Consider the following 22,050-nt stretch of genomic DNA (forward strand, 5'->3'; position numbering starts at 1 on the left):
AGCGAAGGCGAAAGTACATGGATGGTCTTCTGATATTCGGTGTCATCGTGCTGATTCTGGCGCTGGTCGTGGTGCCGATAATGGCGATTGTCGCCTGGCGGCGCAGCCTTGCCACGCAGGTCGAACTGCAACTGCTGCGCCAGCGCGTCAGCATACTCGAACAACGGGCAATTGCTCCTGCGGTAAGCGAGGAGCCGGCCGTTGAGCCGATAAACGAGCCGCTAAGCGCAGCGCCTGAGGTGCCACCGCCACTTCCTGAGCCGCAGCCGATTGCGGCAAGCGAAATCACCCCTGCACAGCCGCAACCCGCAGCCAATGTCTGGGGGCGCAAAGTCGCGACGGCAGAGCAGACGCCTGCGCCCGTGGTGCGCGAACGTGAAGAGGCGAAAGCGCCGGACGGTGACTCCTGGGGCGTGGTTACCGCGCTGGTGCGCTGGTTTATGCAGGGCAACCCGCTGGCGAAACTTGGCGTGGTGCTGCTGTTTATCGGTCTCTCTTTCCTGCTGCGTTACAGCGTTGAATATGCGCTCTTCCCGCTGGAGTTGCGGCTTGTCGCCGTGGCGGTTGTCGCGCTGGTGCTGCTGGTTCTCGGCTGGCGATTGCGGCATAAACAGACGGTCTTTGCCCTTATATTGCAGGGCGGGGCGGTCGGCGCACTCTATCTCACAGTGTTTGGCGCGTTTCGCCTCTGGCAGATGTTGCCGATGACGCTCGCCTTTGCGCTGCTGATTGTGATCTGCGCCGCGAGCGTCGGGCTTGCGGTGCTGCAACGCGCGCTGAGCCTGGCGCTGCTGGCAAGCCTCGGCGGCTATCTCGCGCCGATCCTGCTCTCTACCGGTGGCGGGAGCCATATCGCGCTCTTCTCGTTCTATCTTCTGCTCTCCGTCGGTATTCTCGCCATCAGCGTATGGCAGCACTGGCGCGAGCTGAATATCCTCGGCATGTTCTTCACTTTTGGCGTGGCCGCCCTGTGGGGCATTGCCAGTTATCGCCCGGAAGATTACCTCAGCTGCCAGCTCTTCCTGATCGCTAATCTGCTGATTTTCGGCGTCTTCAGCGTCGGCCTCTCCCTGCGCGCCCAGCGCCGGGGCGAGCGTATTATCGACGGTGTACTGCTGTTTGCACCGCCGCTGGCGGGTTTTGGCATGCAGTACGCCATGACCCAGCACTGGACCTACGGCCCGGCGTTCAGCGCCCTTGGATTTGGTCTCTTCTACCTGACGCTGGCCGCCGTTGCTCTTAAACGCTTCCCGACAGCCGGTAAACCGCTGGTGCTCGCCGCGCTGGCGCTGGGCGGCGCATTCGCTACGCTCGCCATTCCGCTGGCCTTGTCCGCGCGCTGGACGGCGATGGCCTGGTCACTTGAGGGGCTGGGCGTGCTGTGGCTCGGTGTGCAGCAACAGCAGCGCCGCATGAGCTACAGCGGCACTGCATTGTTACTGCTGGCGCTCTTCAGTGCGCTGTGGGCTGCCGCTGACGGTATCAATGCACTCTCGACGCTGATGATCTTTGCCGTACTCAGCGCAAGCTGGCTGATTGGCGCGTGGCTGTGGCGCACTCTTCGCCGCGAGGGAAGCTGGCTGCTGCTGGCGGGCGGTATCCTCTTCTGGATTGTCGCACTGGCGGGCGCGGCAGAGCTGATACTGCCGCAGTCGATGCAGGTGGGCTTTGGTCTGCTGCTACTGGTGGCACTCTCTGTATGGCTATGGCGCGCAGGCAGCCTGCGTTTTGCCTGGCCGGAACTTGGGCTTGCCCAATGGTTGCTGTGGCCGGCGATGGCGCTGTTAATCGGCGAGCGTCTGGTTGCTCAGGGGCACTTGCTGGCCTCTGGCTGGCAAAACCTGGTCTGGTGCGTGGCGCTGCCTTCCGCGCTATTACTGCTGCGTAAAGCGGGTAGCGCGCTGTTACCGCGCCTGTCGCAAGGGCTGCACATCTCCCTTTTCTGGCTGCTGTTGATCGCGGCTGGTAGCGAGTTGTGGTGGTTTGTAGACGCGCTGCCGTGGGGTAACGCGCCGTGGCGCTGGGGTCTGCCGATGGCGGCGGGCGGCGCGGTGATTATGCTGACGCTGGCGGCGGTGCGCCGTAATCTGTGGCCGTTCCGCGTCTGGCCTGCGCTTTATGGCGCGCAGGCGCTGGCACCGCTGGTGCCGCTGCTCATTATCGCCTTGCTGTTTGCCAACCTGAACGACGGCAAGGTGATGGGCATGCCGTACCTGCCGCTGCTCAATCCGCTGGAAGAGGGCGCGGCGTTCGCGTTGCTCGGCGTGTGGCTCTATACCCAATTTGCCTGGAAACACTATCCCCATTTCGCGCCCGATCTCCGGAGCGCCCGCCCGTGGGCGCTCGCTGCGCTGGCTTTCTGGTGGCTGAATGGCATCCTGCTGCGCGCGCTCTCCTGTTATGGCGAGGTGACGTGGAGTGCGGAAAGCCTGTGGGCGTCTCGGCTTATCCAGACGACGTTTGCTCTCTTCTGGATGCTGATTGCGCTGGTGGTGATGATCCGCGCGACGCGTCGGCAGGCCCGCCAGCAGTGGCTGGTGGGTGGAGGGTTACTGGGCGTTGTGCTGTTGAAACTGATGCTGGTCGACAGCGCGGGCGGTGGCGGGCTGGCGCGCGCCATTGCCTTTATCGGCGTGGCGGTGCTGGTGCTGATTGTGGGCTATTTTTCACCCCTGCCGCCCAAAGCGGCGCGGGAAGAGAACGAGGGAGAAGGACAATGAAAAGGCTGTACGGATTACTGTTAAGTACGCTGCTTTGCGCCCCGGCGGGCGCCGCAGATCTCCCTGAGAAACCGCAAGATTATGCCCGCGGCGTGATGCTCGATTCGCCGCTGCCCTCTTCCTGGTATCGCGTTGATCTGCCCCAGGAGGTCTATGCCCACAGCGCGTGGCCGGATCTGCGCGATGTGCGGGTGTTTAACCAGGATGGTGAGCGGGTACCGTTCGCCCTTGAAACGCAAAGTACCAAAACTGCGACTCCTGAAGCGGTGCCGCTGCGCGTCTTTCCGCTGGATGCGTCGCCCGCAAGCGGCGCGGCACAGGAGGAGAATGTTGTGCGCCTCCAGGCACCTTCCGGGGTAGAGATCCGTATTGAAGGCGACGCCTCCAAACCGGTCGGGAAGAGCTATTTGTTGGTGCTGCCTTCTACTCTGCCCAACACGTTTACTCTTGGCGAGATCAAACTCGGCTGGCAGGAAAACGACCAGAACTGGCGCAGCAAAGTCTCCGTTCTGGTGAGTCGCGATATGCGCAGCTGGGATACGTTGCAGGATGATGCGCCGGTAATGGCGCTGGCGAGCGGGAACGACAAGCTCAGGCTCGATCGTATACAGCTCCCGGAAATGCAGTTACCCGATGGCAGCCATTATCTGCTGCTGGTGTTTGATACGCCAAACCTGCCGGTCACCATCTCCGAGGCGACAGCCATGCCTGGACGCCAGCCTGCGCCGCTTGAAAAAATCGAGATGACAGGCAACGGGCGGCAGATTTCGCCGACCGAGGCGCAATATCAATGGCCGCAGCCGCAGCCGTTCCGCTCTCTCTCGGTTGGTTTTAACGACGATGCGGTGTTGCCGGCAGAGATTGCCATTCGCCGTACATCCACCTCACCGTGGCAGCCGCTGACCAAAACCGTGCTCTGGCAACGTAACGGGCAGCGATCCGCACCGGTGGAACTGGCGGGCGAGACGGTACAGGCGGTGCGCATTACCACGCTGGACGCGCGACTGCCTGACACGCTCCCTGAGGTCTCCGGCAGCCGCGATCGGCTGGCGCTGGTGTTTAACGCCCAGGGGAAAGGGCCGTTTATGCTGGCGTGGGGAAATAAAGCGGCACAGCCTGCCGCCGTCACGCCGGATACGCTGATCCCGCCGGATCTGCGTAAGCAGCTCGATCCCGCGTCGATTCCTGATGCGTTTGTAGGAGAAAACGTCAAGCTGGGTGGCGAGGCGCGCATGACGGCGACCTCCGTCACCGAACAGCAGGGGATGTTGAAAACGTTGCTGGTGTGGGGGGCTTTAGTGCTGGGCGTCGCGGTGCTGGCGTGGATGGCGATCCGCATCTGGCGCGAAGCGCAGAGTCCTAAAGTTTAACGCCGATAAAGTGCCGGATGGCGGCTTACGCCTTATCCGGCCTACGGGAGGCGATCATCAACGCCGGATGGTACGGCGCAGGTTTTGTAGGCCGGATAAGCGTAGCGCCATCCGGCAATGCCATGCCAAACGTGACGGCGTTTACAATGTCCCCGCGCGCGCCTGCGCCATCATGCGTGGGTAAAACGTCCAGAACTGCGTTTCCAGCGCGTGATAATTGGCATCAAGATCCTGCCATGAGTCACGCAGCGCCTCCAGCCGCGGGCGGCGGCTCGCCATGCCGTTGAGCACATTCTGAATGAACGCCATCTCGCCATAGCGCTCCATCCAGCGCTCCGACCATAAGTAATTGTTCAGATTGATAAAACGTGGCGGCGAGTCGGGCAGAATAGTCGCCACCTGCGAATGGGCATAATGTATAAAATCCACCAGTTCGATATCGGGCGAAACCTTTGCCCAGTGGCGCGACAGGAAGTGATCCCACATCACATCAAGCGTAATCGGCGCGACCCGCCGGGTTTCGGGGCGAAACCATTCGCGGGCGACCTTCACCTCCGGCAGATTGTCGGTCAGCACATCAATACGGCGATGCATATGGATCCCCGCCACCACCTCCGGTGCGTAGAGGTTTTCCGGGTTGCCGCGAACAAAATCCGCCAGCAGGTTACCGGCAAGGGAGCTGTTCGCCAGGTGAGCAAGGTGCAGGTGTGCTAAAAAATTCATCTCTATTATTTATCCAAAAGCGGCTAACGGTTGCAGCGAAGGGGCGTGGGCACTAGACTACCCGCCTCTTATTTTATGTCTCGAGTTAGTGTCATGCGCGTTACCGATTTCTCCTTTGAGTTACCCGAATCCCTGATTGCCCACTATCCACAGCCTGAGCGCAGCAGCTGTCGCTTACTGTCGCTGGATGGCCCAACAGGCGCGCTGACGCACGGTACTTTCACCGATCTGCTCGATAAGCTCAACCCGGGCGACCTGCTGGTGTTCAACAACACCCGCGTGATTCCGGCGCGTCTGTTCGGGCGTAAAGCCAGCGGCGGCAAGATTGAAGTACTGGTTGAGCGCATGCTCGACGATAAACGTATTCTGGCACATATTCGCGCCTCGAAAGCGCCGAAGCCGGGTGCCGAGCTGCTGCTGGGCGACGCGGAAGATATTCAGGCTACCATGGTCGCCCGCCACGACGCGCTGTTTGAAGTGGAATTCCACGATGAGCGCCCGGTGCTCGATATCCTTAACGCCATCGGCCATATGCCGTTGCCACCCTATATCGATCGCCCGGATGAAGACGCCGACCGCGAACTCTATCAAACGGTCTATAGCCAGAAGCCTGGCGCCGTTGCCGCGCCGACAGCTGGACTGCACTTTGATGAGCCGCTGCTCGAGCGCCTGCGCAACAAAGGCATTGAGATGGCTTTTGTCACGCTGCACGTCGGTGCCGGCACCTTCCAGCCGGTGCGCGTTGATAGCATCGAAGATCACATCATGCACTCCGAATATGCCGAAGTGCCGCAAGAGGTGGTTGATGCGGTGCTGGCGGCAAAAGCGCGCGGCAACCGCGTCGTGGCAGTTGGCACGACCTCCGTGCGCTCGCTGGAGAGCGCCGCGCAGGCGGCAAAAGCGGACCTGATCGAACCCTTCTTCGGCGACACGCAAATCTTTATCTATCCGGGCTATCAATACAAAGTGATTGATGCGCTGGTGACCAACTTCCACCTGCCGGAATCAACGCTGATCATGCTGGTCTCCGCTTTTGCCGGGTATCAACACACCATGAATGCGTACCGCGCCGCAGTTGCTGAAAAATATCGCTTTTTTAGTTACGGGGACGCGATGTTTATCACGTACAATCCGCAGGCGATTTTAGAGCGCCCTTAACAGGGCTATTTTACGTGCCCTTCTGGATCCGGGCAGTGCCCGCGTCCAGAGAGGCTGCGCCAATAACGCCTTGCGTGCGGATTGGTCAATTCGAGGTTGTGGAGTGAGTCCGCAACAGAGAGTAATCATCAGACTGTCTATCTGGTGTTGGAGAAAAGATGAAATTCGAACTGGATACCACCGACGGACGCGCCCGCCGCGGCCGGCTGGTGTTTGAGCGCGGCGTGGTTGAAACGCCGGCGTTTATGCCTGTTGGCACCTACGGCACCGTGAAAGGGATGACCCCGGAAGAGGTCGAAGCCACCGGTGCGCAGATCATTCTGGGTAACACCTTCCACCTGTGGCTGCGCCCGGGGCAGGAGATCATGAAGCTGCACGGCGATCTGCACGACTTTATGCAGTGGAAAGGGCCAATCCTTACCGATTCCGGCGGCTTCCAGGTGTTCAGCCTCGGCGATATCCGCAAAATCACCGAAGCGGGCGTTCACTTCCGTAACCCGATCAACGGCGATCCGATCTTCCTCGATCCGGAAAAATCGATGGAGATTCAGTACGATCTCGGCTCCGATATCGTGATGATCTTTGACGAGTGTACGCCGTACCCGGCGGATTGGGATTACGCCAAACGCTCAATGGAGATGTCTCTGCGCTGGGCAAAACGTAGCCGTGACCGCTTTGACGGGCTGGGCAACAAAAACGCGCTGTTCGGCATTATTCAGGGCAGTGTTTACGAAGATTTACGCGATATCTCCGTCAAAGGTCTGGTAGAGATAGGCTTTGATGGCTACGCTGTCGGCGGTCTTGCTGTGGGCGAACCGAAAGAGGATATGCACCGCATTCTGGAGCACGTCTGTCCGCAGATCCCCGCAGATAAACCGCGTTACCTGATGGGCGTAGGTAAACCGGAAGATCTGGTCGAAGGCGTGCGTCGCGGCATCGACATGTTCGACTGCGTCATGCCGACGCGTAACGCGCGTAACGGCCACCTGTTCGTGACCAACGGCGTGGTGAAAATCCGTAACGCAAAATATAAGAGCGACACCAGCCCGCTCGATGCCGAGTGTGATTGCTACACCTGTCGCAATTATTCGCTCGCCTACTTGCATCATCTCGATCGTTGCAACGAAATACTGGGCGCGCGTCTCAATACCATTCATAACCTGCGCTACTACCAGCGCTTAATGGCTGGTTTACGCAAGGCTATTGAAGAGGGTAAATTAGAGAGCTTCGTAGCAGATTTTTACCAGCGTCAGGGTCGACCGGTTCCACCTTTGAACGTTGATTAATTTAATAATGAGGGAATTTGAATGAGCTTTTTTATTTCTGACGCGGTAGCGGCAGCAGGCGCACCGTCACAGGGCAGCCCGATGTCTCTGATCCTGATGCTGGTAGTATTTGGTCTGATTTTCTATTTCATGATCCTGCGCCCGCAGCAAAAACGTACCAAAGAGCATAAAAAGCTGATGGACTCCATCGCGAAAGGCGATGAAGTGCTGACCAACGGTGGCCTGGTTGGGCGCGTAACCAAAGTAGCGGAAACCGGCTACATTGCTATCGCACTGAACGACACCACTGAAGTGGTAATCAAACGTGACTTCGTAGCTGCCGTTCTGCCGAAAGGCACCATGAAGGCGCTGTAATTTTCGTTTTTCCCAAAGGGAACTGCCGTGTTAAACCGTTATCCTTTGTGGAAGTACATCATGCTGGTCGTCGTCCTTATCGTCGGCCTGCTTTACGCACTTCCCAACCTCTATGGTGAGGATCCGGCTGTTCAGATCTCTGGCGCGCGCGGTGTCGCCGCCAGCGAACAAACTCTGATCCAGGTCCGGAACGAACTAACAAAAGAAAAGATCAGCTGGAAATCTGTGGCGATGGAAGAGGGCACGGTACTTGCTCGCTTTGAATCGACCGACACCCAGCTGCGCGCCCGCGAAGTCCTGCTTAGCGCATTAGGCGACAAGTATGTTGTCGCGCTCAACCTCGCACCGGCAACGCCTCGCTGGCTCTCCCTCCTGAAAGCGGAACCGATGAAACTCGGCCTCGACTTGCGTGGCGGGGTTCACTTCCTGATGGAAGTGGATATGCAAACGGCACTGGGCAAATTGCAGGAACAGAATATCGACAGCCTGCGCAGCGATCTGCGGGAAAAAGGCATTCCTTACTCCACCGTGCGTAAGGAAGATAACTATGGTCTTAGCATTCAGTTCCGCGACAGCGCGGCGCGCGATCAGGCGAATACCTACCTGACCGGCCGTCATCGCGATCTCGTCTTCTCTAATCAGGGCGATAACGTGCTGCGCGTGGTGATGAGCGATGCGCGCCTGAGCGAAGCCCGTGAATATGCTGTTCAGCAGAACATCAATATCCTGCGTAACCGTGTCAACCAGCTTGGCGTTGCCGAGCCGCTGGTGCAGCGCCAGGGCGCTGACCGCATCGTGGTTGAACTGCCGGGTATTCAGGATACGGCGCGCGCGAAAGAGATCCTTGGCGCGACCGCAACGCTTGAGTTCCGTCTGGTTAACACCAATGTCGATGCTTCCGCTGCGGCAAATGGCCGTATTCCGGGTGATTCCGAAGTGAAAGAGACACGTGATGGGCGGCCAGTTGTGCTGTACAAACGCGTGATCCTCACCGGCGACCACATTACCGACTCAACCTCAAGTATGGATGAGTACAACGTGCCGCAGGTGAATATTTCACTGGACAGCGCGGGCGGTAACATCATGTCTAACTTCACCAAGGACAACATCAATAAACCGATGGCGACCCTGTTTGTGGAGTACAAAGACAGCGGTAAAAAAGATGCTAACGGTCGTTCGGTGCTGGTGAAGCAGGAAGAGGTGATCAACATCGCCAATATCCAGTCTCGCCTCGGCAACAGCTTCCGTATTACCGGTATCGAAAACGCCAACGAAGCGCGTCAGCTTTCACTGCTGCTGCGCGCAGGTGCGTTGATTGCGCCGATTCAGATCGTGGAAGAGCGTACCATCGGTCCAACCCTCGGGGCGCAGAACATCACTCAGGGTCTGGAAGCGTGTCTGGCTGGTCTGGCGGTGTCGATCATCTTCATGCTCTTCTTCTATAAGAAGTTTGGCCTGATCGCGACCTCAGCGCTGCTGGCGAACCTGGTGCTGATTGTCGGCATTATGTCCCTGTTACCGGGTGCCACACTGACCATGCCGGGGATTGCGGGGATCGTGCTAACCCTTGCGGTAGCGGTGGATGCTAACGTACTGATAAACGAACGTATCAAAGAAGAGCTGAGCAACGGGCGATCCGTACAGCAGGCGATTCACGAAGGTTATCAGGGCGCGTTCTCGTCCATTTTCGATGCCAACATCACCACGTTGATCAAAGTGCTTATCCTCTACGCGGTCGGTACTGGCTCAATCAAAGGCTTTGCAATCACCACCGGTATCGGTGTGGCGACGTCCATGTTCACCGCTATTGTCGGTACCCGTGCCATCGTCAACCTGTTGTACGGCGGCAAACGCATTAACAAGCTGTCTATCTGAGGAGTGCGTTGTGGCACAGGATTATACTGTTGAACAATTGAACCATGGCCGTAAAGTCTGGGACTTTATGCGCTGGGACAACTGGGCTTTTATCATTTCCGGCGCGCTGCTGATCCTCTCCATCGTTGTGATGGGTGTTCGCGGCTTTAACTGGGGCCTGGATTTTACCGGCGGTACGGTCATTGAGATCTCGCTGGAGAAACCGGCGGATATGGACTTAATGCGCGAAGCGCTGGAGAAAGCAGGCTTCCAGGATCCGCTGCTGCAGAACTTCGGCAGCAGCCGCGACATCATGGTACGCATGCCGCCCGCGCAGAGCGATAACGGCGGGCAGCTGCTGGGCAGCAAAGTGGTTAGCGTGATTAACGAAGCGACCAGCCAGAATGCCGCCGTGAAGCGTATTGAGTTCGTCGGCCCGAGCGTAGGCGCGGATCTGGCACAAACCGGCGGCATGGCGCTGCTGGTGGCGCTGATTAGCATCCTCGTTTATGTCGGTTTCCGTTTTGAATGGCGTCTGGCGGCGGGCGTGGTTATCGCGCTGGCGCACGACGTCATCATTACCATGGGCGTGCTGTCGCTGTTCCAGATCGAGGTTGATCTGACCATCGTGGCATCGCTAATGTCGGTGATCGGTTACTCGCTCAACGACAGTATCGTGGTATCGGACCGTATCCGTGAGAACTTCCGTAAGATCCGTCGCGGTACGCCGTATGAGATCTTCAACATCTCGCTGACGCAGACGCTGCATCGTACCTTGATCACCTCCGGCACAACGCTGGTAGTGATCCTGATGCTCTATCTCTTCGGTGGCGCGATGCTGAAAGGCTTCTCGCTGACGATGCTGATCGGTGTCTCTATCGGTACGGCCTCTTCCATCTATGTTGCTTCAGCGCTGGCGCTGAAACTTGGGATGAAGCGCGAGCATCTCCTGCAGCAGAAAGTGGAAAAAGAGGGGGCGGATCAGCCCTCGATTCTGCCGTAACAAACGAGCAATAATAAAAAACCGCAGCGTAACGTTGCGGTTTTTTTTGCCTGAAATATACATAGCGTTTATTGGTTAATTATTTTTATTTGTCACATATATTATTTCTGCAATTTTATTCACTTCTCTTGCGTTATTAACAATAAATATTCACCCTCCACCGAGAGGTTTTTGCTAGAGTAGCCGCCACTCTCGTAACGACGATGCCACCTCAACATCCGTAAGCATGGTAATGGAAAAAAAGATCCTGATAGCAGACGATCACCCCATCTATTTAATGGGACTGCGCGCATTACTCACACCGCTTGCCGGGCAATATCACATTGTTGACGAAGCGCTCACCACTGATGACGTAATAAGCAAACTCGAACGTGATGATATCGATATTCTGATTACCGATTTCAGTATGCCAGGGGATAAATATAACGATGGCCTTGCGCTTATTCAGCTAATTAAGCGGCGCTGGCCCGCACTGGTGATTATTGTGGTGACAATGATCAACAACCCTGGAATTGAGCGCGCGTTACGCCAGCTCGGCGTACATGCCGTGCTCAGTAAAGCGGGGCTCTCAACGGAGTTAGTGCACGTTATAAAAGGGCTCACCGGCGCGTTTGCACCCAGCAAACCCTCCGTCGACGCACCGGCCTTGAGGGGCATCAGCCTGACGCCAAAAGAGAGTGAAGTGCTGCGTCTGCTGCTGCGCGGCTTAACGGTGAGCGATATCAGCACCCGCCTTAACCGCACCAAACAGACCGTCAGCGCACAAAAAAAGAGCGCGATGCGTAAGCTCGGCGTCACCTCCGAATATGAGCTCTATCAACAGCTGCAACAGCTTGGGCTGGTCAGCTGATCACCGACAGAAAGATGAAGAAGCCAGCAAACCTGCTCGTCACTTTTAACGCCTCGCAACAGCGGCTATTAACCCGGCAGTGCCGGGCTGATGTTCTTAATAAGATCGACGTCATTGAGGGTGAATCAGCCATTTGCGCGCTGTGCTCCCGGCACTGGAACGCCTTACTGATTGATTTAACCCATCAACCCACTCCGGGCCTGATGCTTATCGACAGGGTGCTGGCGGCCGGGCTGATCGGTACCTTCGCGCCACCAGCGTTACTACTGGCCTGTAGCGCAACCCTGGAAACCTTAAATCCCTCTCTGCTGCGTCTTAACGGTTTTGACAGGCTGCTTCCTTTACCGATAACCGACACCTTGCCCGGTAGCGCGCCACCGATGCTGAACCTCAGTGAGCTAAACGCGCTTGCCGGCGGGCAGCAGGCGGTAGTTAACGCGATGATCCCGGTGCTAATTCAGACACTTAATGACGATATCCAGCACCTCGCCAGCCTGCCTGCGCAGGCGCCGTTCACGGCAATCGCTGACATCGCCCATCGAATGAAATCCTCCTGGCATCTGCTGGGCATGAGCCACGCCAGACGCAGCTGCATCATTATGGAACGCCTGCCCGCGCTGCTGGATAACGGGGTCATAAATACGCAGGAGAGCGAAAAGATGCGCATCAATTTTATTTCCGCGCTGTTTGCGTCGCTTCGTCAATGTAAGGGGCTGTTACCCGCGCAACGTTAATGTAGTGCCGACGGTTAAACAGCTCTCCCTGTTGTTAATGGTGACCTGTTTAACGCGGAGCAGATGATGCGCAGCACGCCTTGTTATCGCCTCTTATGGCTTGCTTATATGCCGGGGCTTTTTAGCTTCTCTCTGCCAGCATCTGCCGCTACCTCTGCGCGCGGGCACTATGTCGGTTTACTGAGCGCCATTTTTATCGGCGTGCTGCTGCTGGTTTGCGGACTGGCACTGCGTATCCGCAGGCAGCGCAGGCGTAACCAGAGTGTGGCCTCAACGCTTGCGAAAACCCACTATCTCGCCATGGTGAGCCATGAAATCCGCACGCCGCTCAATGCGATCCTGGGCATTCTGGAACTGCAGATTGCCCAGACGCAGCATGCCCAGCCGATGCTGGAGGTGGCGCACGACGCGGCAAAAGATCTGCTGGCGTTAGTCGGTGATGTGCTGGATATGTCGCGCATCGAGTCGGGTCATATGCCCCTTGAGCCCTCTGCGCAGGAGCTGGTTAGCCTGACCCGCGCCGTGGTGCTGCTCTTTGAAGAGGCGAGCGAGCAGAAGCAGCTTGCTCTCCGGTTTTCAGTTGTGGGCGGCGCGCGCTGTCCGGTGCTGATTGACCCCTGGCGCTACAAGCAGATCCTCTCCAACCTGGTGAGTAACGCCATTAAATTCACCCGTGAAGGGGAGATCCGTATTACGCTCTCCCACCAGATAACGGATGCACAGCGGGTTGCGGTTTCGCTGAGCGTTACCGATACCGGGCCGGGCATTGCGCCAGAGCACCAGGCGCGGCTTTTTACCCCTTTTGCACAGTTCGGCCCCAATGAGGATGGTGCTCGAAACGGTTCGGGCCTTGGCCTCGCCATCTGCCGGGCGTTGTGCGAGTTAATGGCAGGGAAACTGACCCTAAACAGCACGCCAGGCAAAGGCAGCTGCGTCACCCTGCAACTCACGTTACCGCCGTCACAAGAGCCTTGTCCCGCGCAGCGAAGCCTGCCCGCGATACCGGTTTCGACCGTCAAAGGCAGGCGGGTGATGATTGTTGATGACTACCGGCCAAACCTGCTGCTGCTGCGCCACCAGCTTGAGCTGCTCGGCCACCAGGTGATCGAAGCGCAAAGCGGAGAAGAGGCGCTGGCAACATGGCATGCCCACAAACCGTTTGATTACATTCTGATGGATTGCAATATGCCGCTGATGGATGGCTTTACGCTTGCGAAAACCATTCGTCTGCAGGAGCAGCAGCAGGCTATTTCCCGTGCGACGCTGTTAGGTTTTACCGCTATTGCCCAGCAAGAGATTATTGAGCAGTGCCAGCAAGCGGGGATGGATGGCTGTTTATTTAAACCCTGCAGCCAGCAGGATATTGCACAATGGATAATATAAACGCGGCGCTAATTGGCGAGTGAAAAACAGCATCAATTGTTGCCAGGAATTTTCCTTGTTAATACCTCTCGCTTCTCAATCGGGAAAAGAGGGCGCTAATAGGATTATTAATGGCCGCGATTAATATGGAGGACAGAATAATTACTTACCCTGTAACAGGAGGTTACATTGAAAAAGCTCTCTTTAGCTGCCCTGATTGGCTCAGTATTACTAACGCAATCTGTGTTAGCGGCTGAAAATAACCGCATCATGAGTTACCTGACATCCTGGGGTCTTCCACAGGACGCCGCGACCCAGTTAGAGAAGTCCAATGTTGATACTTTCTTCCTCTCCTTTGGCGGCTGGAATCAGAATGGTGAGATCTCCTCTTCTGACAACATCATTAAGCCTGCTGAGTATGACCCGTATTGGCTCTCTCCTTCCTATACCTCCTGGACACAGACCAAGCTGGCTGCGCCCTCTAAACGTATGCTGGTGGCTTTCGGCGGGGAGACCTATGAAAGAATGTGGGGCTATATTGCCGATGCCGCGAGCCGCGAAAAGATTGCGCAGGGGCTGGTTAAACTGCTGAAAACCGACTTCCCGGTTTACAAAAAGGATATGAAGCCGGAAGAGATGGTCGGCGGCTGCTTAAGCGCCAACTGGGATAAAACCTGCAATATGGCGAGTTTCCAGAAAGCAGGCACGGTTCAACTGGACGGCATCGATTTCGACTATGAAAAAGTGGCCCGCCTGACGCCGCAGGAGAACCAAAACCTGCTGATCCTCGCGAAGCGCGTTAAGTCGCTGCTCGGGCCGAACAGCGGTAAAGTGCTGAGCCTGACGACCTATCACGTCGGGGCCGATCCTGAATCCTGCGCCAGCCCATCGGTGATGGAAAACTGCTCGTTTATTGAGGATGCCCGTTCGGCGCATCACGGCGAAGTGCTGGGGCTGCTCACCGCCGGGCGCGATGTGTTCGACTTCTTTAATGTCATGACCTATGACGCCGGTCCGCGTTTCCGCTATGACGTCGCGATGGCCAACTACGCGCGTGCGGTGGGCGACAAGAAGAAGATTATTCTCGGCAATACCATCAATTCCCAGTGGGGGCCGGAAGGCCGCTATGTTGAATCCAAAGAGAATAACCTGACGCGTGCCGCCTGGCAGGCAGAGCAGGGTTACGGCGGCGTCTTCGTCTGGGCGCTTGGCTCCAATAATGTTCAGCTCAGTTTCCCGGACCAGGTGAGTTACCTCAATGAGATGAAACAGGCGGCGGGCGGCGATGTACCGCAGGTGGAGAATCATATCCCCGTGGCGAACGCCGTTTATCCGCAAACGGTGACCGGCGCTGCAACCGTGGTGCTTGATGGTTCGGCATCAACGGATCCAGAGGGCGCAGCGCTTAGCTGGAGCTGGACGCAGGTTTCTGGCCCGCATGTAACGCTGACTAATGCTAACCAGCAGAAAGCGAGCTTTACGCTCAATGCGCCGGATCAGGAGAGCACGCTGGTCTTCAATCTGACGGTGAACGATGGCGTGCATGACTCCCTGCCGTTGACGTTGACCATTAAGCATGTGCCGGAGGAGGGCAGCGTCACTATTCCGGATAATCCCGTCGCTGCTGACGAGTGGAAGCACGATAAGATTTATGTCGGCGGTGATCAAGTCTCGTGGAAAGGGCTGCAGTATAAAGCACGCTGGTGGACCCGTGCTAATGAGCCAGGCACGAATGAAGTGTGGCAGGTAATTGAGTAAGTTCTAGTTGAGTTAATCTTTTTGATGTTTTGGCCGCAATATTTTCATTGCGGCCTTTTTTTATTTGTCCCGGCTGGGAATTTTCCTCGCTATATTACGCTGCCTCTGAAGGGATAAAAGAAGGTTGATATTACTGCGAGGGCGATAAGCGATTAATTTAACTGCGTGGATCTATTTCCCTACTAAACGGAGCACGTATGACTTATTCAAAAATAGGCCTGGCGGTTATTACATTATGTATGGCAGGCGGTGCGCTGGCGCATGGTTATGTCTCTCTCCCGGCATCACGCGCATATATGTGCAATGCCAATATGGGCTACCAAAATAAAGATTGCGGCAGCGGTCCGCTGTATGAGATGCAGAGCGTTGAAGGGCCTGATGGTTTTCCTGCGGCCAGTAGAGGGCCTGCGGATGGTCATCTCGCCAGCGCGGGATTAGCCTCAATGGGGCGGCTGGATGAGCAGAGTGAAACGCGTTGGGCGAAACATCCCATTAACGCGGGCAAACATGCGTTCACCTGGACCTATACCGCGCCGCACAAAACCAAATCGTGGGATTACTACCTGACGAAGAGCGACTGGAACCCCGCCCAGCCGCTGACGCGCGCCTCTTTTGAGAGCAAGCCATTTTGTCATATCGAAGGGAATAACATTCGGCCCAGCGCCGGTCCGGATATGCCTCATGAGTGCACGATCCCCGAACGTGAGGGTTACCATGTGATCCTCGCGGCGTGGGATGTCGCTGATACAGGCGCTACCTTTTACAACGTGATTGACGTCGATTTCGGCGGCCATAACGCGCCCGCGCCAGCCCCGGACGAGGATCCCCAGAGCGATCTCCCGGCGCAGTGGCACAGCGACACCGTCTATGTTGGCGGCGACAGGGTAACGTGGAACGGCAAAGAGTATCAGGCGCGCTGGTGGACGCGTGGCAACCAGCCGGGCGTGCATGAAGTCTGGAGCGAAGTGAAATAGGGGGCGGTAGAAAAAACAAGGTCATACAGCAAAGTGGATGGCCTTGTTTTATTACGCTGGCGCAGTGGCGGTGTTAAGTGAAATGGCTGGCCTTGTAGTTACATCGCGATATCAAACATCCGCGTCTGGAACAGCAGGCAGTAGAGCTGGCAGTCGGTTCGCACATTCAGTTTCGCCATTGCCCGCAGTTTATGTGCGCTCACCGTTTTAATGCTGATATTCATACGTCTGGAGATGGTGGTTAATGAGAGACCACGGCAGAGCAGGCGTAATACTTCACTTTCGCGCGTTGAGAGCTCCTGCGGCGTGATGGCATCGCGGCGGAAGAGGGAGTCCATTAAGCCGCGCTCAATATAGACTTCATCCATTAAGACGGTGGCCATGGCGCGCCATAATGTGCGCTCACTGGTATTACGGCTGATATACCCTTTGGCGCCGGCTTCGAGGGCAATACGAATAAGATTGGTGTTGTTATACGGAGATAAGAAGATGATTTTTGTTTTGGGGTAGCGGCCTGAAATCCATTTAACCAGCGCGATGCCATCTAATTCTGATAAGGGGCTTCCGGTTTTTATTGTGGTCAGTCCGTAGCCGAGGAAAAGAAGGTCAACTTGTTTATTTGCGAGAATATTCAGCAGTTCTGTTTGTTCATGTGTGTCGCCGACAACCTCTATATCTAACCTCTCTGTGTTGATATTACTGGCTTTCAGAGAGTTAATCATCGAGGTCATCCCCCGGCGTATTATCGTATGCTCATCGGCAATCAATATATTAATTGGCATTAATTATCCTCCCAACGTCCTGTAGGAATGAAGAGTACAAAAGCACCATACGGCGTTCCTGACGTTATTTCTATCTGACCAGTAAGAAAAATCAGCGGCCATTTACGGAAAAGAGATTTCCGCGCGCAGGTAGAGCATTCTTTAATGCCGCGGGAGCAATCAGCTTTCGTCTCTGTTGCATCGGGGGAGAATAGCCACGGTAAACGGCAATTCTTTGAGTGAGCAAGTGAATCATGAATTATCAACAACGCCATAGGATTAATCAGCAGCAGGGTTTTACACTGCTTGAGCTGCTGGTGGTATTAATGATCATTGCGCTGCTGGCCGGCTTTGTTGGCCCGAAATTATTTTCCAATGTTGATCAGGCAAAAGAAAAAACCGCGTTACGCCAGATGCACGCCTTTGCCGATGCATTAACGCAATATCGGCTGGATACCGGCAGTTATCCTTCAGAGTCAGAGGGGTTAAATGTGCTGGTTGAGAAGCCCGATAACGTCAATAACTGGAACGGCCCCTATCTGGCGCAAAAAATTCCTCATGATCCATGGGGCAAAGAGTATCAGTGGCACAACCCGAGCCGACAATCGCAAAGCGTCTATGAAGTGGATATTTCTACCACTGATAATAATGGCAAGGCCATTGTCTACGGCTTCTGATAATGATTCGGCTAATGCTGGTACTTATTCTGCTGGCGGGGCATAGCGCTGAAGCCCATTGCTGGCAACGTGCAGGCGCGCGTTACGGTATTGAGCCGGCATTATTAAAAGCGATCGCTGTGGTTGAATCGGGATTATCGCCAACGGCGGTGCATAAAAATCGTAATGGCTCCACGGATGTCGGCTTAATGCAGATCAACAGCCAGCATTTTGCGCAGCTCAGGCAATATCACATCACCGCGCGCTCGCTTATTACTAACCCTTGCCAAAACGTCATAACGGGCGCCTGGGTGCTGGCCGGGCAAATTCGCCAGTTTGGTTATAACTGGGAAGCGGTTGGCGCCTATAACGCCGGGAACGCCCGTAACAGGAAAACGCATTTAGCTCGCCTGCGCTATAGCCAAAAAGTGGCGCGTATTTATCAGGGGCTGAAAAGTAACGATAAGGAGTTCGCGGCATGGGAAAAATGAGCACCTGGGAAGTGACCTATTTAGAAAAGGGTAAACGCAAAAAAATCCGCACCCAGGCCGATACGCCCATTTCAGCCAGACACCAGTTACAACAGGCAGGCTATGTGGTGCTGCGCGTGGCGCAACAGGTGCAGCACCCGACAAAGCGCGTCTCGCTGACGCTCTTTACGCAGGAGTTGATGGCGCTGCTGGATGCCGGGCTGGTGGTGACCGAAGCGATCGAAACACTCTGCGCCTGCTCCAGCGATGAACAGGCGCTGGAGATGCTGGAGGGGCTGCTGGAGAAGCTCTACGCCGGGAGCCAGTTATCCCAGGCGATGGCCGCCCAGCCCGACATTTTTCCACCGCTATTAGTTAATACCGTCGCCTCTTCTGAACAAACCGGCCAGCTGGCCAACGCCCTGAAACGCTACCACTTCTATGAACAGCGCCTTGAGCAGTTGCGTAAGCGCATTCGCGGCACCTTAACCTACCCGCTGATTGTGCTGACGGTTGGCGGGCTGATTGTCTGTTTCCTGCTGGGCTTTATCGTGCCCAGCTTTTCACAGGTGTTTGAAGGGGTGAACACCCTCAGTCGCAGCGCCGAGCTGATTTTGTGGTGGGGACAGCTGGTTAAGCAGTCGGGGCCGGAGCTGTTAATGGGCACCATCGCCACGATTGGCGTGCTGATCGTGGTGTGTAAGCAGAGCTGGACCAAACAGCTACTGATGAGCGCTGCTATGAAAATCCCCCAGCTGCGCCAGCAGCAGTTCCTCACCATTCTGGTGCGTTTCTATCGCACCCTTGGTCTGCTGCTTGATGGCGGCGTACCGGTTACCCATGCGTTGCGCCTTGCCCAGTCGGTGATCCCGGTCAGCCACCACTCCCAGCTCAACACCGTGGTGGAGCATGTGATGGCGGGCAAGAGCGTTTCGGAGTCGCTGGAGAGTCAGCATTTAACCACCCCGGTGGCGATGCGTTTACTGCAAGTCGGCGAGCGCAGCGGGGAGTTAGCCGGTATGTGCGAACGCATTGCGGGCTTTTATGACGAGGCGCTGGAGCGCGCCATCGACACCTTCACCCGCATTTTTGAGCCGTTACTGATGATGATCGTCGGCGGCATTGTCGGGCTGGTGGTGTTTCTGCTCTATATGCCCATTTTTGAGATGGCCGGGAGTATGTCCTGATGATGTCGCAGCCGGAAGTTTCCACCCTGATTGATGACCTGCTGGCGGTTGATGAAGCCGGGCGCAGCGAAGCGTTTGAGAAGCTGATTGACGCCGAGCCCGCCGCGCTGCCCGCGCTTGCCGCGGCACTCGGTATCGCGCTCTTTGCCCCGGAGGCGGAGGATGAGGTCACCGTCGATTTTCAGCATATTCCCCTCAATGACGCGCTGGCGATGCATGTCCTGCCGGTGTGCTGGCGCGATCGTCAGTGGTTGCTGCTGAGCGATCCCTTTTCGCTGGCGCTACGCCAGTGGGCGCAGCGGCTGCCGGTTACGCTTGCCATTGCCTCGCCCGGCTGGTTACGCGAGCAGCTTGAGGCGCTGACCCGCCAGCAGCGCACGCTCGATCAGCTTGAGCAGCAGGCAAATGAAGAGGGCGAAGATGAGGTGATCCTTGAGATCACCCCCGGCAATATCGCCAGTGAGAGCAACCCGATTATCAAGCTGGTTAACGCCACGCTCTATGATGCGATCCAGAGCCGCGCCAGCGATATCCACCTGAGCGCCGCGCCGGACGGCCTGGCGGTCAAATACCGCGTTGATGGTGTCATTCACGCTATTCGTCACTGCCCTGGTATTCAGGCGTCCGGTCAGATTATTTCGCGCATTAAAGTGCTGAGCAGCATGGATATTTCGGAGCGGCGCATTCCCCAGGATGGTCGCTTTAAAGCGATGATCCACCAGCGCCCGGTCGATTTTCGTGTCTCGGTGGTGCCGGGTATTCACGGCGAGGATGCCGTGTTGCGCGTGCTCGACAAGTCCCATAGCAGCACCCTGAGCCTGGAAACGCTCGGTTTTGACGACCATACGCTGCGCGAAATCCGCCTGTTAACCCACCAGCCGCACGGCATGGTGCTGGTCACCGGGCCGACCGGCAGCGGCAAATCGACCACCCTTTACGCGGCGCTGAGCGAGCTGAACACCGGCGACAATAAGATCATCACCATTGAAGATCCGGTTGAGTATCAGCTTAACGATGTGCTGCAAATTCCCGTCAATGACAAAAAAGGGCTGACCTTTGCCCGCGGCCTGCGCGCCATATTACGCCACGATCCTGACACCATTCTGGTTGGTGAGATCCGCGACAGCGAAACCGCGGGTATCGCCGTGCAGGCTGCGCTTACCGGTCACCTGGTGCTCTCCTCCGTCCACGCCAACGATGTCTTCAGCGTGCTGGAGCGTTTTCTCTATATGAACGTCGATGCCAACAGCCTGCTCTCCGCGCTGCGCGGCGTGCTGGCGCAGCGGCTGGTGCGCGGCATCTGCCCGCAGTGCCTGGAGGAGGCGCAGCCGAGCGAGCAGGATCTTCATCAGTGGCAGCAGAGCGCGCTACACACGCTGACGCCGGTGTGGCGTAAAGGGCGCGGCTGCCCGGCTTGCCGGCAGAGCGGGTTTCGTGGCCGGCTGGCGCTGGCGGAAGTTTTGCCGTTCAGCGACAGGATGAAGGAGGCGCTCCAGATGCGCGCCTCGGTGCGCCAGATGCGCGAAATCGCTTTAGCAGAAGGCTTTGTCCCGCTGCATAACGTTGCCATTCGCGCGGTGCTGGAGGGCAAAACCACTTTTTCGGAGATCAACCGTGTTATCACTCCTCCCGCCTGAGTTGCAGTGCGACATTCATCCGCAGCGTCTGGTGCTGCGCCGGGGCAACCGGGTGCTTGGCGAACAGGCGTTAACCGCACAGACCGCGCTGGATGAGGCGCTCGACCAGCTGTTACGCGCCCACACCTCAGGATTGCCCTGGTGGGGAAAGCTCAGCTTCTGCCTGAGCAGCAGCCGGATCCACTACTTTACCGTGCCCTGGCAGCCCGGGCTGAGCACGCCGGAGGAGTTACGCAGCTTCGCTGCCACCGAGGCCGCCAGGCAACCTTTCTGGCGCCATGTTCTGGCGTGTAAAACCGCCTTTATCTCGGTGCAGTTCGGCGCAACGGCGCTGGCGGCGGCGATTGATGAAGCGCTCTGGCAGGCGTTACTGCTCACCGCCCGTAAATGGAAACTGCGTGTGGGCGGTATTCATGTCGCGCTGCACCAAAAGCTTCGCGCGTGGCGCGGCGCACTCCCTGCCGATGCACTCTTCTGTCTGCGTGATGAGCAGTCGACAATCTTTGTCTCGCGCCAGCACGGGCAGTGGCAGCAGGCGTGGTGTCTGCACAATGACGCGGGCGTGAGCGCGCGGCAGCAGGTTGCCCAGACCGCGCGGCTGATGGGGCTGGATAGCGCCGTTCCGCACTTCTTTCTCAATAATATTGATGCCACAGGGGAGTAAGGATGTTTTCCATATCGGCTTTTAAAAGCTGGCCCGCTCCCTGTTTTCACTACCGTCCTCGCGCCGCCTGGCCGGTAATGGGGGTCGTGCTGCTGCTGACCGGCGGGCTGCTGCTGACGACTATCAACGATTATCAACGGCGCGACGCGCTACAGCGCCAGCATCAGCACCTGCTGGAGACGGTGGCGAAGCGGGATGAAATTGTTCGCGGTCTGTCAGCGCGCATGAAAAAACATCAGCCCGATGCGAGAGCCGCTATGCAGGTGGTGGCGATGCTGAATCCGCTGGCGAAATTACTCCTGCCCGATGTGGCGATCATGAACGTCAGCGTTGAGCCGGAGAAAAAAGTGGTGCGGCTGCAGGTCAAAGCGATCTCTCTTGAGGCGCTGCTCGATTTCAGCACCCGTCTGGAGGCTATCCCGGCGCGGGTTGAGTTGCAAAACCACACGCCGTCAAAGGAGCTCAGCCAGAAATGGGCGGTCAACGCCACGCTGATAATCATCTATCCCAACAACCCCCGGCTCTGAGT

The 22,050-nt window shown here is 56.9% G+C and carries 20 protein-coding genes; 18 read left to right on the plus strand and 2 right to left on the minus strand.

Annotated features, from left to right (window positions below; translation table 11 throughout):
* Positions 1-17 precede the first annotated feature (17 nt).
* Together IAE48_RS21440 and IAE48_RS21445 are read left to right on the plus strand one after the other, a co-directional pair.
* Entirely contained in the window at positions 18-2,720 is a 2,703-nt protein-coding gene (locus IAE48_RS21440) for a DUF2339 domain-containing protein (RefSeq protein WP_200135533.1), read from the plus strand.
* Positions 2,717-4,090, plus strand: coding sequence for a DUF3999 domain-containing protein (locus tag IAE48_RS21445; protein WP_200135534.1), 1,374 nt, complete (start codon positions 2,717-2,719; stop codon positions 4,088-4,090). The genes IAE48_RS21440 and IAE48_RS21445 overlap by 4 nt, the downstream gene beginning before the upstream one ends.
* A gap of 141 nt (positions 4,091-4,231) precedes the next feature.
* On the opposite strand, the gene acpH is transcribed toward IAE48_RS21445, so the two are convergent.
* A complete protein-coding gene (gene acpH / locus IAE48_RS21450) occupies positions 4,232-4,813 on the minus strand; it encodes an ACP phosphodiesterase (RefSeq protein ID WP_042712176.1) in 582 nt (193 codons plus the stop codon).
* Between the two features lie 93 nt (positions 4,814-4,906).
* Here acpH and queA point away from each other — a divergent pair, with 93 nt between their 5' ends.
* From queA to IAE48_RS21500, 10 genes are all read left to right on the plus strand, one after another.
* Positions 4,907-5,971: a tRNA preQ1(34) S-adenosylmethionine ribosyltransferase-isomerase QueA gene (queA, locus tag IAE48_RS21455; protein WP_042712175.1), complete on the plus strand. Its 1,065-nt coding sequence runs from the start codon at positions 4,907-4,909 to the stop codon at positions 5,969-5,971.
* A 158-nt stretch (positions 5,972-6,129) separates the two neighbouring features.
* Complete coding sequence (gene tgt / locus IAE48_RS21460; protein WP_023481912.1) at positions 6,130-7,257, plus strand: tRNA guanosine(34) transglycosylase Tgt; 1,128 nt, start codon at positions 6,130-6,132, stop codon at positions 7,255-7,257.
* A gap of 21 nt (positions 7,258-7,278) precedes the next feature.
* The gene (gene yajC, locus IAE48_RS21465; protein WP_023481946.1) at positions 7,279-7,611 is read left to right on the plus strand and encodes a preprotein translocase subunit YajC; all 333 of its coding nucleotides are present in this window, start codon (positions 7,279-7,281) and stop codon (positions 7,609-7,611) included.
* 27 nt (positions 7,612-7,638) lie between these two features.
* Positions 7,639-9,486, plus strand: a complete 1,848-nt coding sequence (gene secD, locus IAE48_RS21470; protein ID WP_076769460.1) for a protein translocase subunit SecD — start codon at positions 7,639-7,641, stop codon at positions 9,484-9,486.
* A 10-nt stretch (positions 9,487-9,496) separates the two neighbouring features.
* Positions 9,497-10,468: a protein translocase subunit SecF gene (gene secF / locus IAE48_RS21475; protein ID WP_094419490.1), complete on the plus strand. Its 972-nt coding sequence runs from the start codon at positions 9,497-9,499 to the stop codon at positions 10,466-10,468.
* Between the two features lie 232 nt (positions 10,469-10,700).
* On the plus strand, positions 10,701-11,318 hold the full coding sequence (locus IAE48_RS21480; RefSeq protein WP_233631699.1) for a response regulator: 618 nt from the start codon (positions 10,701-10,703) through the stop codon (positions 11,316-11,318).
* Positions 11,319-11,332: 14 nt separating this feature from the next.
* The gene (locus IAE48_RS21485; protein ID WP_200135536.1) at positions 11,333-12,052 is read left to right on the plus strand and encodes an Hpt domain-containing protein; all 720 of its coding nucleotides are present in this window, start codon (positions 11,333-11,335) and stop codon (positions 12,050-12,052) included.
* Between the two features lie 63 nt (positions 12,053-12,115).
* Positions 12,116-13,435 (plus strand): ATP-binding protein, encoded by a 1,320-nt coding sequence (locus tag IAE48_RS21490; protein ID WP_200135537.1) that lies wholly within the window; start codon positions 12,116-12,118, stop codon positions 13,433-13,435.
* A gap of 168 nt (positions 13,436-13,603) precedes the next feature.
* Positions 13,604-15,172 carry a glycosyl hydrolase family 18 protein gene (locus tag IAE48_RS21495; RefSeq protein ID WP_200135538.1) on the plus strand — a complete coding sequence of 523 codons (1,569 nt, stop codon included), beginning with the start codon at positions 13,604-13,606 and terminating at the stop codon, positions 15,170-15,172.
* Between the two features lie 197 nt (positions 15,173-15,369).
* Positions 15,370-16,146: a lytic polysaccharide monooxygenase gene (locus IAE48_RS21500; RefSeq protein ID WP_200135562.1), complete on the plus strand. Its 777-nt coding sequence runs from the start codon at positions 15,370-15,372 to the stop codon at positions 16,144-16,146.
* Between the two features lie 98 nt (positions 16,147-16,244).
* Here the strand turns inward: IAE48_RS21500 and IAE48_RS21505 are convergent, their stop codons facing one another.
* Positions 16,245-16,928, minus strand: coding sequence for a response regulator transcription factor (locus tag IAE48_RS21505; RefSeq protein ID WP_034814117.1), 684 nt, complete (start codon positions 16,926-16,928; stop codon positions 16,245-16,247).
* Positions 16,929-17,161: 233 nt separating this feature from the next.
* On the opposite strand from IAE48_RS21505, the gene gspG reads away from it, so the two are divergent.
* From gspG to IAE48_RS21535, 6 genes are read left to right on the plus strand one after another with little or no spacing between them, the layout of a single operon-like run.
* Complete coding sequence (gspG, locus tag IAE48_RS21510) at positions 17,162-17,584, plus strand: type II secretion system major pseudopilin GspG (protein ID WP_200135539.1); 423 nt, start codon at positions 17,162-17,164, stop codon at positions 17,582-17,584.
* A 14-nt stretch (positions 17,585-17,598) separates the two neighbouring features.
* Positions 17,599-18,054 (plus strand): transglycosylase SLT domain-containing protein, encoded by a 456-nt coding sequence (locus IAE48_RS21515; protein ID WP_225975698.1) that lies wholly within the window; start codon positions 17,599-17,601, stop codon positions 18,052-18,054.
* Complete coding sequence (locus IAE48_RS21520) at positions 18,042-19,220, plus strand: type II secretion system F family protein (protein ID WP_200135540.1); 1,179 nt, start codon at positions 18,042-18,044, stop codon at positions 19,218-19,220. The genes IAE48_RS21515 and IAE48_RS21520 overlap by 13 nt, the downstream gene beginning before the upstream one ends.
* Positions 19,220-20,857, plus strand: a complete 1,638-nt coding sequence (locus IAE48_RS21525) for a GspE/PulE family protein (protein ID WP_232045061.1) — start codon at positions 19,220-19,222, stop codon at positions 20,855-20,857. The genes IAE48_RS21520 and IAE48_RS21525 overlap by 1 nt, the downstream gene beginning before the upstream one ends.
* Positions 20,835-21,521, plus strand: a complete 687-nt coding sequence (locus IAE48_RS21530) for a hypothetical protein (protein ID WP_200135541.1) — start codon at positions 20,835-20,837, stop codon at positions 21,519-21,521. The genes IAE48_RS21525 and IAE48_RS21530 overlap by 23 nt, the downstream gene beginning before the upstream one ends.
* Positions 21,522-21,523: 2 nt before the next feature.
* Positions 21,524-22,048, plus strand: a complete 525-nt coding sequence (locus IAE48_RS21535) for a hypothetical protein (protein ID WP_200135542.1) — start codon at positions 21,524-21,526, stop codon at positions 22,046-22,048.
* Positions 22,049-22,050 lie beyond the last annotated feature (2 nt).

Source organism: Kosakonia sp. S57, assembly GCF_016516575.1.
Lineage (GTDB): Bacteria > Pseudomonadota > Gammaproteobacteria > Enterobacterales > Enterobacteriaceae > Kosakonia > Kosakonia cowanii.

Excerpts from the sequence above, each read along its gene's own strand:
- IAE48_RS21440 (WP_200135533.1), top strand. The coding sequence starts at position 18 with ATGGATGGTCTTCTGATATTCGGTGTCATCGTGCTGATTCTGGCGCTG.
- IAE48_RS21445 (WP_200135534.1), top strand. The coding sequence starts at position 2,717 with ATGAAAAGGCTGTACGGATTACTGTTAAGTACGCTGCTTTGCGCCCCG.
- acpH (WP_042712176.1), bottom strand. The coding sequence starts at position 4,813 with ATGAATTTTTTAGCACACCTGCACCTTGCTCACCTGGCGAACAGCTCC.
- queA (WP_042712175.1), top strand. The coding sequence starts at position 4,907 with ATGCGCGTTACCGATTTCTCCTTTGAGTTACCCGAATCCCTGATTGCC.
- tgt (WP_023481912.1), top strand. The coding sequence starts at position 6,130 with ATGAAATTCGAACTGGATACCACCGACGGACGCGCCCGCCGCGGCCGG.
- yajC (WP_023481946.1), top strand. The coding sequence starts at position 7,279 with ATGAGCTTTTTTATTTCTGACGCGGTAGCGGCAGCAGGCGCACCGTCA.
- IAE48_RS21480 (WP_233631699.1), top strand. The coding sequence starts at position 10,701 with ATGGAAAAAAAGATCCTGATAGCAGACGATCACCCCATCTATTTAATG.
- IAE48_RS21485 (WP_200135536.1), top strand. The coding sequence starts at position 11,333 with ATGAAGAAGCCAGCAAACCTGCTCGTCACTTTTAACGCCTCGCAACAG.
- IAE48_RS21490 (WP_200135537.1), top strand. The coding sequence starts at position 12,116 with ATGATGCGCAGCACGCCTTGTTATCGCCTCTTATGGCTTGCTTATATG.
- IAE48_RS21500 (WP_200135562.1), top strand. The coding sequence starts at position 15,370 with ATGACTTATTCAAAAATAGGCCTGGCGGTTATTACATTATGTATGGCA.
- IAE48_RS21505 (WP_034814117.1), bottom strand. The coding sequence starts at position 16,928 with ATGCCAATTAATATATTGATTGCCGATGAGCATACGATAATACGCCGG.
- gspG (WP_200135539.1), top strand. The coding sequence starts at position 17,162 with ATGAATTATCAACAACGCCATAGGATTAATCAGCAGCAGGGTTTTACA.
- IAE48_RS21515 (WP_225975698.1), top strand. The coding sequence starts at position 17,599 with ATGCTGGTACTTATTCTGCTGGCGGGGCATAGCGCTGAAGCCCATTGC.
- IAE48_RS21520 (WP_200135540.1), top strand. The coding sequence starts at position 18,042 with ATGGGAAAAATGAGCACCTGGGAAGTGACCTATTTAGAAAAGGGTAAA.
- IAE48_RS21525 (WP_232045061.1), top strand. The coding sequence starts at position 19,220 with ATGATGTCGCAGCCGGAAGTTTCCACCCTGATTGATGACCTGCTGGCG.
- IAE48_RS21535 (WP_200135542.1), top strand. The coding sequence starts at position 21,524 with ATGTTTTCCATATCGGCTTTTAAAAGCTGGCCCGCTCCCTGTTTTCAC.